Source organism: Sphingomonas montana (assembly GCF_001956315.1).
Classification (GTDB): Bacteria; Pseudomonadota; Alphaproteobacteria; order Sphingomonadales; family Sphingomonadaceae; genus Sphingomonas_R; species Sphingomonas_R montana.
On record NZ_MOLY01000045.1, the window covers coordinates 168,666 to 182,764 of the forward strand.

The following is a 14,099-nucleotide window of genomic DNA, read 5'->3' on the forward strand; positions in this document are numbered from 1 at the left end:
TGTGAGGTGGCCCGTCGTCCGCTACGTGAACACCTAAAGGGGCCGATCATGACATCCTTCAAGTCCATCCTGCTGCTCGGATCCGCACTGGCACTGGCCGGCTGCGGTGCCGATGACGTCGCATCGCCCGGCGAAGGTGTCATCATCACCCCGACGCCCACGCCCACGCCTACGCCGACCCCCACGTCCCCGACGCCGACCCCCACGGCCGGCACGCCTGCCGCGGACTGCCCCACCGGCACCACCAACGTCGGCGTCATCGGTGCCTACCGCTCCTGCCGCATCCCCGGCCTGGTCACCGGCGCGCTCACGCTGCCGCGCCGCGCCGGCACGGCTTATGAAATCAACAGCCGCGTCGACGTCGGCGTCGACGTCGGCGGTGCGGGCAACGCCACCGGTGGCGCCAGCGCGACGCTGACGGTCGAGCCGGGCGCGCTCGTCTATGCCAACACCACGAACTCGGACAACGACTATCTGGTCGTCAACCGCGGCTCGCGGATCGTGGCCGACGGCACCGAATCGCTGCCGATCATCTTCACGTCGGAACAGAATGTCCGCGGCCTAACGACCGACGATTCGCAGGGCCAGTGGGGCGGCATCATCATGGCCGGCCGCGCCCCGATCAGTAACTGCAACTTGGCGGGCGTCGCCGGCGGTGCCGCAAACTGCGAGAACGTCGTCGAAGGCACTGGCAACGCGCTGTACGGCGGCAACGTCGCAACAGACTCCAGCGGCGTGTTCCGCTACGTCCAGATCCGCTACTCCGGCACGGTCATCAGCCCGAACAACGAGTTGCAGGGCCTGACACTCGGCGGCGTCGGTTCGGGCACGACGATCGACCACGTCCAGATCCACAACAGCTCGGATGACGGGATCGAGGTGTTCGGCGGCCGTGTGAACATGCGCTACCTGCTGCTGACCGGCGCGGACGACGACTCGCTCGACACCGACGTCGGCTATCAGGGCTTCATCCAGTTCGTGATCGCGGCGCAGAAGCCGAACAACACGCAGACCGACAACTACGCGATCGAAATCGACTCGAACGGTAGCGAAGACGCCCTGCCACGTCAGTTCGGCCGTCTGGCGAACTTCACCTTCATCCACACTTCGACCGCGACGAACGCTGCGATCCGCCTGCGCGGCGGTGCCGACTTCACCTTCGTCAACGGCGTCGTCGTCAGCCCCACGGCCTGCCTCAACACCGTCGCCTCCAACGACGCGGCCAACCCGTCGACCATCCGTCCGGCCAACACCGAACTGCAGGACCAGGGCCCGCCCGTGTTCAACTCGGTCAGCTTCGCCTGCGCCGCACCGTTCGCCGAAACGACGCAGAGCGGCGTGACGATCACCAATGCGCAGCAGGGGACGTTCTTCAACGCCGGCAGCAACAACCTGCAGATGGCGACCTCCACGCTGGCCGGCCTCTACGTCAACGGCGCCAACGAGACCGCACGTCCGGCCTTCAACGCCGCCACGCTCAACCCCACCGGTTCGTCCTTCTTCGTGTCGACGAACTATATCGGCGCGGTCCGCGACGCCAATGACGGCTGGTTCCGCGGCTGGAGCTGCAATTCCAACCGCGCCCAGTTCGGCGCGAGCAGCAGCGCCTGCACGGCCCTTCCGACGACCTGAGCTGCGCTGAACGCGGGGCGGGCGGCGTGAAAGCGTCGCCCGCCCTTGCGCATATCTGATCTGGACAGGATGCCCACGATGACCAAGCCGCTCGCCTACGGAACCCTTCTTCTCCTCACATCGACGTTCGTGTCGCCCGCCGCACTGGCGCAGACCGCGTCGGGCGGCGGTGGCCAGTCGTCGACCCCTGCCATGTCCAGCGCACCGGCCACGCCCGCCGCCGCGGATCCGCAGAGCGCCGCGCAGATCGAGGAAGACGTCGAAATCTCCACGCCGGGCGGTGCCAATCGTCCGTCCGCCACGGCGCCCGCCGATGGCGAGGAAATCGTCGTCACCGGCCGCTACATCCCCAATGTCGTGCGCAACACGTCGCAGGTGCTGTCGGTCCTGTCGCAGGCCGATATCGCGCGGACCGGCGAAGGCGACATCGCCGGCGCGCTTCAGCGCGTCACTGGGCTCAGCCTCGTCGGCAACGGTTTCGTCTACGTCCGCGGACTGGGCGATCGTTACTCCTCGTCGCTGCTCAATGGGTCGCCGCTGCCGTCGCCGGAACCGCTGCGCCGCGTCGTGCCGCTCGACATCTTCCCGACCAGCATCGTGGCGAGCGCGCTGGTCCAGAAAAGCTATTCGGTGAACTACCCCGGCGAATTCGGTGGCGGCGTCATCAACCTCACCACCCGCGCCGTTCCCGAAAAGACGACGTTCTCGATCGGCACGTCGCTCGGCGTCGATACCGAGACGACCGGCCGCCTCGGCTACACCTATTATGGCAGCGACACCGATTTTCTCGGCTATGACGACGGCGAACGCAACGTTCCGCAGGCGATCAAGGATGCCGGCCGCAACGGCACCTCGCTCGGTTCCGCGCAGATCCTGAACCTGTCGAACGCGCGCACCACCTTGCTCCGCCGCAACACCGACGTGCCCGCCAATTTCTCGGGCGACCTGAACTTCGGCACCGCCAAGGACATTGACGGCGGCCGCATCGGCATGGTGCTGTCCGGCGGCATCGACAATGGCTGGCGCACGCGTAACGCGATCCAGCAGGCCACCGACGATCAGCAGGGCAATGCCCAGCGCGACTTCCGCACCGTCCTGACCGACAACCGCGTGATCGTGAACGGCCTGCTCGGGCTCGGCGGCGAATTCGGCGATCACCGCGTCCGCTTCACCAACGTGTATATCCACGACACGCTGAAGCAGAGCCGGCTCGGTGCCGGTACGGACGTCAACATCCCCGCGATCCCCGGCATCCCGACCGTGATCGAACAGAACACCAATTTCTTCGAACGCCAGCTCATCACCACGCAGGGCGTGGGCGAGTTCAAGTTCGGCGATTTCGGTGTCGATCTCCGCGGTAGCTATGCGAACACGTTCCGCAAGTCGCCCTACGAGCGCGCGTTTGTGTACCAATATGACAATGTGCTGGCCAAGGACTATGTCAACAGCCTCAGCGGCAACCAGTCCGCCACGGTCGCCTTCAGCAACCTGAACGAAGACCTCTGGAGCGGTGCCGCCGATCTCAGCTACAAGATCACCGGCGCGACACCGATCCGCCTTTCGGCCGGCTATGCCTATAACGACACGGACCGGACCTCCAGCCGCTTCACGTTCCGCTATATCGGCCCCAACGCCGCGCCGCTGAACCAGACAGTGTCGCAGCTGCGGCCCGACTTCCTGCTGTCCGACGCCACGATCCAGCAATATGGCATCACGCTGCAGAACACGTCGACGGCGCAGGGTGCGGCCGAATATGAGGCGTCGCTGCGCGTCCATGCCGGCTATGTCCAGGCCGAGGTGGAGGCGAGCAGCACGCTGCGCGCGACGGCCGGTGTTCGCTACGAAACCGCGCTCGAAACGGTCCGGCCGATCGGCGCGGTGTCGATACCCACCAATCTCGACAACAACTACTGGCTGCCCGCCGCCACCGTGACGTGGAACTTCGTCCCCGACATGCAGCTCCGCCTGCACGGATCGAAGACGCTGGCCCGCCCGCAGTTCCGCGAACTTGCCCCGCAGATCTACCAGGATTTCGAATCGGATCGCCAGTTCATCGGCAACCCGTTGCTGGTCGATTCGCAGCTCTACAACGCAGAGGCGCGGTACGAATGGTTCTTCGCGCGTGACCAGCGGTTCAGCGCCGCCGGTTTCTTCAAGAAGATCAAGAACCCGGTCGAGGCGATCGCCACCTTCACGTCCGACGGCCGTCTCCAGACCGGCTTCTCGAACGCACCCGAGGCGCAGCTCTACGGCGGCGAGGTCGAGTTCCAGAAATATATCCCGCTCGACGGTCTCGGCGGGTCGCTCTTCGCCACGCGCCGGCTCGTCCTGGTCGCGAACTATTCCTACACCAAGTCCAAGATCAAGGCCGGCGACGAACAGGTCCCCGACCCGATCCAGTCAAGCGGCGTCCCGCGCTTCCAGACCGCGAACCTGCTGTTCCGCGACGGCGCGGCCCTCGTGGGCCAGTCGGATCACCTCGTGAACTTCCAGATCGGGGTCGAGGATACCGCAAAGCTGTCGCAGCTGACCCTGCTGGTGAACTATGCCAGCGACCGCGTCACCAACCGCGGCCCGGTCAGCTCCGGCGTCCGCCTGCCCGACCTGGTCGAACGGCCCGGCATCCGGCTCGACTTCGTGGCCCGCCAGGGTTTCGAATTCTACGGCGCCCAGCTGGAATTCAAGGCGGAAGGGCGCAACCTCCTGCGCACCAACTACCGCGAATCGCAGGACTTCGGCGATCGCCGCATCCTCATCAACCAGTATGACCTCGGCCGCACCTTCTCGCTCGGCGTCGGGGTGAAGTTCTAGGACTGACCCCCGTTCCATCGCGCGGCATCCCGGCTCAGCCCTGGGATGCCGTGCGGGACGGCCGCGATACCCATCGGGCGACGAGCCATGCTCCCACCGTCATCCTGACGGAAGTCAGGATCCATTATCACTACGGTCGGGTCAGACTCGTCCGTAGTGATAATAGTTCCGGCGTTCGTTGGGTTGACGGTCGATTACGAGAGAACATCCACCACTTACCCAGAACGTAGCCGGACGTCAGTGCCATAGTCCCGCCCACGCTCGGCAGACTGTGCGGCTACGCGGCGAGACGCGCCTCGAACTGCGGGATAACCTTCTTAAGTCGGCTCAGTTTCTGATCCGTTCGAGCTTGTCGAGAACCCTGTGCCAGTTCTCGACAGGCTCGAACCGAACAGGATCGTGACATTCAGCCGGCGTCCAAGCCGTCAAACTCCAAACCTACCAATCCCCCTGAGCGCGCCTCTCCGGAGGCCGCTCAGAACATGCGTGCCGACCCACCAAGCTCATCCCCAGGGTCGCTCGCGGAACCACTTGGTCACGATATACTTCACCCCCCGCCGCACCTTCATCCCGTGGTGCAGCGTCGCCGGGTTCACGCGCCCATCGGCGCCCAGATTGTTCCAGCAGGCCAGCTTGCCCGTTTCCGGCCGCAGCATCTTGTCGATCGTCTTGAACCGCGTCGCGCCGCCTTCCTCCGGTTCGTTCAGGTAGATCATCGCCGTCCAGGTCCGCTGCCCCGCAACCGCGCAGAACCGGTGATAATCGATCCCGTCCGGTTCGAAATAGTCGGTATGCGCCTTGAATTCCTGACCGACGGCGTAACGCTGCCCCTGCAACGGTTCGCCGTGCGCCGGATCGATCGACAGCAGCGCCGCGATCCTCGCGTCGATCCCGCCGATACGCGGATCGCGCGGGTCCAGGTCGCAGGTTTCGCTCGTCCGGAACGCCGGCTCCCCGCCATCGTCCGCGATGGTCGAGGGCCGCCGCCCCGCATCGATCGCCCTGATCAGATAGGCGCAGTCGTCGGGGTCGAGGAACGCCTTGGCGATCCGCAGATCGACCAACCGATTGGGCACGCGCTGCACCCGTTCCGACCCAACACCCGGCATCGCTACCTCCCGTTCCGCACGGTTCCATGGCCCGTCGTCCAAAGACGGGCAAGGGGCCGGACCATCACCGGTCCGGCCCCGCCATCCTCACGCTGCCGTCTTCAACGATGCCAGGTCGATGACGAAGCGATATTTGACGTCGCTCTTCACCATTCGTGCATAGGCGGTCTCGATATCGGCAATATCGATCATCTCGATATCGGCGGTCAAACCGTGCGCCTGGCAGAAATCGAGCATCTCCTGCGTCTCGGCGATGCCGCCGATCAGCGATCCGGCAATCGCCCGCCGCTTGAAGATCAGGTTGGCGACCGACGGCGACGGATGCGCATGCTCGGGCACGCCGACCAGCGTCATCGTGCCGTCGCGCTTCAGCAGCGCGGTGAACGCGTCCAGGTCGTGGCTCGCCGCCACCGTGTTCAGGATGAAGTCGAAGCTGTTGGCATGCGCCGCCATCGCGTCCGCATCCTTGGACACAATCAGGTCGGTCGCGCCCAGTCGCCTGGCGTCGTCGCGCTTGTTCGGCGACGTGGAGAAGACATACACCTCGGCCCCGAGCGCAGCCGCGATCTTGACGCCCATATGGCCAAGGCCCCCCAACCCGACGATCCCGACCTTCTGCCCCGGTCCTACCTTCCAGTGCTTGAGCGGCGAATAGGTGGTGATCCCCGCGCAAAGCAGTGGCGCAACGGCGGCCAGATCCTTTTCGTCATGGCCGATCTTCAGGACGAACCCCTGATCGACGACGATATGGTCGGAATAGCCGCCGAACGTATGGCCGCCCAACACCGGGTCCGGCCCGTTATAGGTGCCGACGAACCCCGTCGTCTCGCAATATTGCTCTTCTCCGTCGGTGCAGGACGGGCACTGGCCGCAACTGTCGACCATACAGCCGACACCGACGATATCGCCGGCTGTGAACTTGGAGACATCGTTGCCGACGGCGGCCACGCGGCCGACGATCTCGTGGCCGGGAACGCAGGGGTACAGCGTCCCGTCCCATTCGCCGCGCGCGGTGTGCAGGTCGGAATGGCAGACGCCGCAGAACAGGATGTCGATCGCGACGTCGTTCGGCTGCGGATCGCGACGTTCGAAGCTGAAGGGCGCAAGCGGCGCGGCGGGGGCCTGCGCGGCATAGCCGTGGGCGGTAATGGTCATGGCAAGATCCTTGGAAACTGGATGCACAATGCTCGGGCAACCGTGCGGTACAGATATGGGAGCCGCACCCCGATCCACCACCCCACGTTCCGGACGACCTCGGTAATCCAGGTCAACAAACATAGCGACGCCGCCTCACACGCGGGCTTTGCCGGTCCGAACTAAGGATCGACCAGCCATAATCATCCGCGGCGTCGAACCTCGGGACGGATTACCGCGTCGGGCGCGCTGCGTGTGAAGCGCCGGCTTTCGGCTGCAAGTCCAGGATGGCGGGTGACGGCGGGATAAAACCGAACCCGACCTGAATTCCGCGTCACGCCGCCCAGGCGGTCAGATCCTCTTCCTGCCCGATCAGCGCGAGGCCATGAGCGATCGACGTCAGTTCGCCGCCGGTCGCGATCCGGTCGCTGCCGAACCGCGCGTCGAACAATGCGCGCACCGCGGGGATCAGCGACGATCCGCCGGTCAGGAAAACCCGGTCGACCGCGTCCGCCGGCACGCCCGCTTCCGCCAGTGCCCGGTCGATCGTGGCCGCGATGCGGTCGAGATCCTCGGCGATCCAGCCCTCGAACGCCTCGCGCGTCACCACCGCTTCAATGTCGATGCCGCCGCCGTGGAACCGGAACGGCGCGCTCTCCGCGGTCGACAGGGCGCGCTTGCACGCCCCTACCGCATCGTAGAGCGTATAGCCCAGTTCGTGATCGATCACGGCGATCATCCGTTCGATCGCGGCTGGATCGACCGCCGCCTTGGCCAGCTTCGCCAGTTCGTCCAGCGTCCGGCGGTTGCGCATCAGCGCCAGCCGCGACCAGTCGGCAAAATCGGCATAATAGCTCCGCGGGACCTCCAGCAGCTTGCCGAACGAGCGGTACTGCCCGCCCTTCCCCAGCATCGGCAGGACCAGCCGATCGACGATCCGGTAGTCGAACCGGTCGCCGGCGATCCCGATACCGGCATGGCCCAGCGGCGCGCACCGCCGCGCGGCACCGGGTGCGGCGACCCGCACCACCGAGAAATCGCTCGTTCCGCCCCCGAAATCGGCAACTAGAATCGTCGCGGCGTGCGTCAACCGCGTGGCATAGCTGAACGCCGCCCCCAGCGGTTCGTACACGTAATGGACGGCACCGGCACCGGCGCGTGCCCCGCCGAACCCTGCGAACATCGCGTCGTACCGCGTCCGCGCCAAGGCGGGGTCGGGGCGCGCGCCCGCATATTCCACGGGCCGCCCGACCACGATCCGATCGGGCAACGGCGCGTCGAGCCGCGAACCGCCATGCGTCACCAGCCGGTCCAGAAACGTCCGGCCCAGTTCCTCGAACCTGTATCGCCGGTCGAACACCGATGCCGTCTCGAAACTCGCACTGGCCGCCACCGACTTGAACGATTGCAGGAACCGGCTGTTCTGCGGATCCTCCAGATATTCGTCGATCGCCCACGGCCCCGCCTCCACGGCAAGCCCGCCACGCGCGCCCGCGTCCTGCCAGAAACACAGCGCGGAACGGAACACCGCACCACGGTCCGCATAGCCGATCAGGTCGGCGGTCCCCGCCGTGCCCGCCAGCGCGACCACGCTGTTGGTGGTACCGAAATCGAGCCCCAGCGCCGCTGGCCGGTCCGCGAATGTCATAAGCGTGCGATCCCGCTCGGATGGATGGCCGGCGCTCCTACCGCGAACCCTGCCACCATGCCAGCCCATCGCGATGGCGGGTCGACGCTGCAAAGTTGACGGGAAGCGCACTCCCGCCCCCGTCATCCTGCTGCGCCCGCCAGCAGATCAGCGCCGCCCCGCAACCGCCAAAGAGCTACAGCAGCACCCGCTCCAGCTTGGCGAGCGCATCCAGGTCGCTCTGCGCGTCGATATCCATCAGCGGCTTCAGCAACCCGTCGCGCAGGTCGTAGACCCAGCCATGCAGTTTCAGCTTGCGCCCGGCGGCGAACGCCGCGGCGACCGGCGGCGTGGCGGCCAGATGCAGCAACTGCGCCCGGACATTATATTCGACCAGACGGTTCACCCGCGATTCGCGATCCGGCATCGCGTCGATTTCGGCCCGGTGGTCGGCATGGACCGTCCGGACATTGGCCAGCCAGTCGCTGATCGGCCCCGTCGCACTCGTGTCCAGCGCACCGATGATCCCGGTGCAGCCATAATGGCCGCACACGATGATGTCGTTCACCTCCAGTGTCTCGACCGCGAATTGCAGGACCGCCATCAGGTTCAGGTCCTCGACATGGACCAGGTTGGCGATGTTGCGGTGGATATACAGCCCGCCGGGCGGCGCCTGCGTGATCTGGTCCGGCGCGACCCGGCTGTCGGAACAGCCGATCCACAGAAATTCCGGCCGCTGCCCCTTCATCTGGCGCGTGAAGAATTCCGGGTCGAACTCATGCTGTTCGGCGGCCCAGGCCATGTTGGCCAGGATCAGTTGCTGGGTTTCCTTCATGCGAACCGCACCTCTTTCAGCGGGGCATCGATCTGCCGCGCGCTGCGCCCCGAAAGGTCGCCCTTCACCAGCACGGCGATGTCGCGATAGGGCGCGCCTTTGATGAATGCGTTGATGATGTCGATATTGTCGTCGTCGACATAGCTGGTGCTGGACAGGTCGATCAGCACGTCGCGCCCGTCCGGCACCCGTTCCAGCGCCGCCTGCAACTGCGGCTTGTGGATGAAATACAGGTCACGGCGCGCCCGCACCATGCAGGCCTCCGGCGTCTCGACATAGCTGATGACCTGCCGGAAATTGCGCGCGATCACGAAGACGAAGCCGACGACCAGCCCGATCGCGATACCTTCCAGCAGATCGGTGAACAGGATTGCCACCACCGTGACGAAGAACGGCACGAACTGGCGGTATCCCTGCTTGTACCGCTGCCAGTACAGGGCCGGCTTGGTCAACTTGTACCCGGTCTGGATCAGGATCGCCGCCAGCGCCGCCAGCGGGATCATGTTGAGCACGAACGGGATCGCGACGACGCTCAGCAGCAGCCAGAATCCGTGCAGGATGGTCGACAGCCGGCTGTCCGCGCCCGCGCCCACATTGGCCGAACTGCGCACGATCACCGACGTCACCGGGATGCCGCCGAGCAGCCCGGACACGATGTTGCCCGTACCCTGCGCCAGCAGTTCGCGGTTCTTGTCGGTCACGCGCCGCTTCGGATCGATCTCGTCCACCGCCTTCACGCTCAGCAGCGATTCCAGGCTGGCGACGATTGCCACGGTCAATGCGGTCGTCCAGACGAACCCGGATCCGATCGCGGTGAAATCCGGCAATTGGAACAGCCCCAGGAATTCGCGCGCCGACGCCACCACCGGCACGTTCACCAGATGTGTCTGCTGCACCGCATATTGCGGGGCGAACCGGTACAGCGCCATGTTGGCGAATATGCTGAACGCCACCACCACCAGCGGCCCGGGCAGCAGCTTTAACGGACCGTCCTTCGGCTTGGCCTTTTCCCACCAGAACAGGAAGATGATCGAGATCAGCGCGATCCAGGCCGGCCCGACCAGCACTTCTTCGCGAATGGTGTAGGCGATCGTGGACAGCGTGTTGCGTCCGTCCTCCTGAAAGAAGCGAAAGCTGCCCTCATAATCGCCGTCATAACCGATCGCGTGCGGAAACTGTTTCAGGATCAGGATGATGCCGATCGCGGCCAGCATGCCGGTGATGACCGACGAGGGCACGAATTCCGCCAGCACGCCACCGCGGGTCAGCGAGAAACCGATCTGGATGACGCCCGCCAGCAGCACCGCCAGCAGGAAGGTCTGGTAACTCGGCGCGGCCTCGATCGCGGTCAGCACGATCGCGGTCAGCCCGGCCGCCGGCCCGCTGACCGACAACGGCGACCGGCTGACGAACCCGATGACGATCCCGCCGACCACACCGGAGATCAACCCCGCGAACAGCGGCGCCCCGGATGCCAGCGCCACGCCCAGGCACAGCGGCAACGCGACCAGCGCCACCACGATCGATGCGGGCAGGTCGCTGCGCCAGCTTCTGAACAGACCGGGTGCCGTCACTTGGGGTTCCTCGCTACCAATCGACCGCATCTAGCCCACCGAGGAACCCCCAAGCGACCCCCGACCGCCCCGAGACATACTTCCTTACAAATGCACAGCCCGACACAGTCGCCACGGAAAAGCCCTCTCCCCGCCGGAGAGAGGGTTGGGGAGAGGGGCGGTGGCTTGAGAAGACCGAGCCTCACCCCAAACAGCCAATCCCGGCAAACCGCACACGCACCACTGCCCCCCGCACTCTGCGACGGACATCGCCGTACCAAGCACGTTCCCCCGCGGACGCGGGGGTCCAGCTTGAACCCACCCCGAACCTCACCGCCGCAAACCAACCTGGATCCCCGCGTCCGCGGGGATCCGTTAGATCGGACCACTGGTTTTTGGGGCCATTGGCACTGCACCAACAAGCCCGACACGCTTGACTCCCCCACCCCAGCCCCTAAACCCCGCGACGGGCCACGCCGCCCCAACGCGGCGCGTGCTCTCTGTGAGGAGAGACTATATGACTGCACGTCCCGACGCCGCACCTGCGCGTCCGTTTTTCTCGTCCGGTCCCTGCGCGAAACCGCCCGGCTGGTCCGTCGATACACTCGCCACCGCATCGCTCGGCCGCTCGCACCGGTCCAAGATCGGCAAGGCGCGTCTCGCCAAGGCGATCGACCTCACCCGCGAAATTCTCGGCGTCCCTGCCGACTACCGCATCGCGATCGTACCCGCGTCCGATACCGGTGCGGTCGAAATGGCGATGTGGACGATGCTGGGCCAACGCCCCGTCACGGTCGCCGCCTGGGAAAGCTTCGGCGAAGGCTGGGTGACCGATGCGGTCAAGCAGCTCAAGATCGATCCGGTCGTCGTCAAGGCACCGTACGGCGAACTGCCCGACATGGCCGCGATCGATCCGTCGCACGATCTCGTCTTCACCTGGAACGGCACCACATCCGGCGTGCGCGTGCCGAACGGCGACTGGATCGCCGCGGACCGCGCCGGGCTGACCATCAACGACGCCACCTCCGCGGTCTTCGCGCAGGCGATCGACTGGGCCAAGTGCGACGTCACCACCTTCTCCTGGCAGAAGGTCATGGGGTCGGAGGGCGGCCACGGCATGCTGATCCTCAGCCCGCGCGCCGTCGAACGACTCGAAAGCTACGTGCCCGACCGCCCGCTGCCGAAAATCTTCCGGCTGACCGCCAAGGGCAAGCTGATCGAAGGCCTGTTCAAGGGCGAGACGATCAACACCCCCTCGATGCTCGCGACCGAGGACTATATCGCCAGCCTGGAATGGGCGCAGTCGATCGGCGGCCTGCCCGAATTGTTCGCACGCGCCGACCGCAACGCCGCGGCGCTCGACGCCTGGGTGCAGCGTACGCCCTGGATCGAACATCTCGCCGCCGACCCGGCGATCCGTTCAAACACAAGCGTGTGCCTTAAATTCGCCGGCCTGTCCGACGACGCGGCCACCGCGATCGAGAAGAAGATGGTCAGCCTGCTCGAGGCGGAAGACGCCGCCTACGATCTCGGCTCCTACCGCGACGCGCCCCCCGGCCTGCGCATCTGGTGCGGCGCCACCGTCGACACCGCCGACATCGAAGCGCTCGGCCCCTGGCTCGACTGGGCCTACGCGCAAGCGACGGCCTGACACGTCTAAAGCCCTCTCCCCTCCAGGGGAGAGGGTTGGGAGAGGGGAGCAACGCCACCGGCAGCCCCCGCCCTCCCCGTCATTCCCCTCTCCCCGACCCTCTCCCCCCCAAGCCCTTCTTGGAACGCGGAGAGGGAGCAGAAGGCAGAAACCCTATGCCAAAAGTCCTCATCTCCGACAAAATGGATCCCCGCGCCGCCCAGATCTTCCGCGAACGCGGGGTCGAGGTCGACGAGATCACCGGCAAGACCAAGGACGAGCTGATCGCCATGATCGGCAGCTATGACGGCCTCGCGATCCGCTCCTCGACCAAGGTGACCAAGGAGGTCCTGGCCGCCGCGACGAACCTCAAGGTCGTCGGCCGCGCCGGCATCGGCGTTGACAATGTCGACATTCCGGCAGCCTCGGCCGCCGGCGTCGTCGTCATGAACACCCCGTTCGGAAACTCGATCACCACCGCCGAACATGCCATCGCGCTGATGTTCGCGCTCGCCCGCCAGCTTCCGGAAGCCGACGCATCGACGCAGGCCGGCAAGTGGGAGAAGAACCGCTTCATGGGTGTCGAGCTGACATCCAAGACGCTCGGCCTGATCGGCGCGGGCAACATCGGCTCGATCGTCGCGGACCGTGCGCGCGGGCTGAAAATGAAGGTCGTCGCGTTCGATCCGTTCCTAACCCCCGAACGCGCGATCGAACTCGGGATCGAGAAGGTCACGCTCGACGAACTGCTCGCCCGCGCCGACTTCATCACGCTCCACACGCCGCTTACCGATTCGACGCGCAACATCCTGTCGGCCGAAGCGCTCGCCAAGACCAAGCGCGGCGTCCGGATCATCAACTGCGCGCGCGGCGGCCTGATCGACGAGGTCGCCCTGAAGGCGGCGATGGACAGCGGCCAGGTCGGCGGCGCGGCACTCGACGTGTTCGTCGAGGAACCGGCCAAGGCATCGCCGCTGTTCGGCACGCCCAACTTCGTCTCCACCCCGCATCTCGGCGCATCGACCACGGAGGCGCAGGTCAACGTCGCGATCCAGGTCGCCGAACAGATGGCCGATTTCCTCATGTCGGGCGGCGTCACCAACGCGCTGAACATGCCCAGCCTGTCCGCGGAGGAAGCCCCCAAGCTCAAGCCCTACATGGCGCTCGCCGAACGGCTCGGCAGCCTCGTCGGCCAGCTTGAGGGCGAGATCACCGCGGTCGCGATCGAGACCGAGGGTGCGGCCGCCGACCTCAACCAGAAGCCGATCACCGGTGCGGTGCTGGCCGGGCTGATGCGGGTCTATTCCGACACGGTGAACATGGTGAACGCGCCGTCGCTGGCCAAGGAACGCGGGCTCGACGTGCGCGAAATCCGCCACGACCGCGACGGCAATTATTCCACGCAGGTCCGCGTCACCGCCTCCACCCCGCACGGCGACCGCTCCGTCGCCGGCACGCTGTTCGCCGACGCCGCCCCGCGACTGGTCGAGATCTTCGGCGTGAAGATCGAAGCCGACCTCGCCGGCACGATGCTCTACGTGGTGAACGAAGACGCCCCCGGCTTCATCGGCCGCCTCGGCGGCGCGCTGGGCGAGGCCGGCATCAACATCGGCACCTTCCACCTAGGCCGCCGCGCCGCCGGCGGCGAAGCGGTCCTGCTGCTCTCGGTCGACTCCGCACTGTCGGAGGACGTGCTGGCCCAGGTCAAGGCACTGCCGGGCGTGAAGGTGGCAAAGACGCTGCGGTTCTAACCGCTACCGAAAGGCCC

The 14,099-nt window shown here is 66.0% G+C and carries 9 protein-coding genes; 4 read left to right on the plus strand and 5 right to left on the minus strand.

The window, feature by feature from the left end; genetic code table 11:
• Nucleotides 1–48 precede the first annotated feature (48 nt).
• Nucleotides 49–1,632 (plus strand): hypothetical protein, encoded by a 1,584-nt coding sequence (locus tag BKY59_RS14310; protein ID WP_076072750.1) that lies wholly within the window; start codon nucleotides 49–51, stop codon nucleotides 1,630–1,632.
• Between the two features lie 78 nt (nucleotides 1,633–1,710).
• Complete coding sequence (locus BKY59_RS14315) at nucleotides 1,711–4,443, plus strand: TonB-dependent receptor domain-containing protein (protein WP_076072751.1); 2,733 nt, start codon at nucleotides 1,711–1,713, stop codon at nucleotides 4,441–4,443.
• A 503-nt stretch (nucleotides 4,444–4,946) separates the two neighbouring features.
• On the opposite strand, the gene BKY59_RS14320 is transcribed toward BKY59_RS14315, so the two are convergent.
• The 5 genes from BKY59_RS14320 to BKY59_RS14340 form a co-directional block, all read right to left on the minus strand.
• Nucleotides 4,947–5,552: a prolyl hydroxylase family protein gene (locus BKY59_RS14320; protein WP_076072753.1), complete on the minus strand. Its 606-nt coding sequence runs from the start codon at nucleotides 5,550–5,552 to the stop codon at nucleotides 4,947–4,949.
• 87 nt (nucleotides 5,553–5,639) lie between these two features.
• Nucleotides 5,640–6,707, minus strand: coding sequence for an NAD(P)-dependent alcohol dehydrogenase (locus BKY59_RS14325; protein WP_076072755.1), 1,068 nt, complete (start codon nucleotides 6,705–6,707; stop codon nucleotides 5,640–5,642).
• 313 nt (nucleotides 6,708–7,020) lie between these two features.
• Nucleotides 7,021–8,334 (minus strand): Hsp70 family protein, encoded by a 1,314-nt coding sequence (locus BKY59_RS14330; protein WP_076072756.1) that lies wholly within the window; start codon nucleotides 8,332–8,334, stop codon nucleotides 7,021–7,023.
• A 175-nt stretch (nucleotides 8,335–8,509) separates the two neighbouring features.
• Nucleotides 8,510–9,148, minus strand: coding sequence for a carbonic anhydrase (locus BKY59_RS14335; RefSeq protein ID WP_076072758.1), 639 nt, complete (start codon nucleotides 9,146–9,148; stop codon nucleotides 8,510–8,512).
• The gene (locus BKY59_RS14340) at nucleotides 9,145–10,722 is read right to left on the minus strand and encodes a SulP family inorganic anion transporter (RefSeq protein WP_240500118.1); all 1,578 of its coding nucleotides are present in this window, start codon (nucleotides 10,720–10,722) and stop codon (nucleotides 9,145–9,147) included. The genes BKY59_RS14335 and BKY59_RS14340 overlap by 4 nt, the downstream gene beginning before the upstream one ends.
• A gap of 496 nt (nucleotides 10,723–11,218) precedes the next feature.
• Between BKY59_RS14340 and BKY59_RS14345 the strand changes: the two genes are divergently transcribed.
• A complete protein-coding gene (locus tag BKY59_RS14345; protein ID WP_076072761.1) occupies nucleotides 11,219–12,352 on the plus strand; it encodes a phosphoserine transaminase in 1,134 nt (377 codons plus the stop codon).
• Between the two features lie 155 nt (nucleotides 12,353–12,507).
• On the plus strand, nucleotides 12,508–14,082 hold the full coding sequence (gene serA, locus BKY59_RS14350; protein ID WP_076072762.1) for a phosphoglycerate dehydrogenase: 1,575 nt from the start codon (nucleotides 12,508–12,510) through the stop codon (nucleotides 14,080–14,082).
• Nucleotides 14,083–14,099 lie beyond the last annotated feature (17 nt).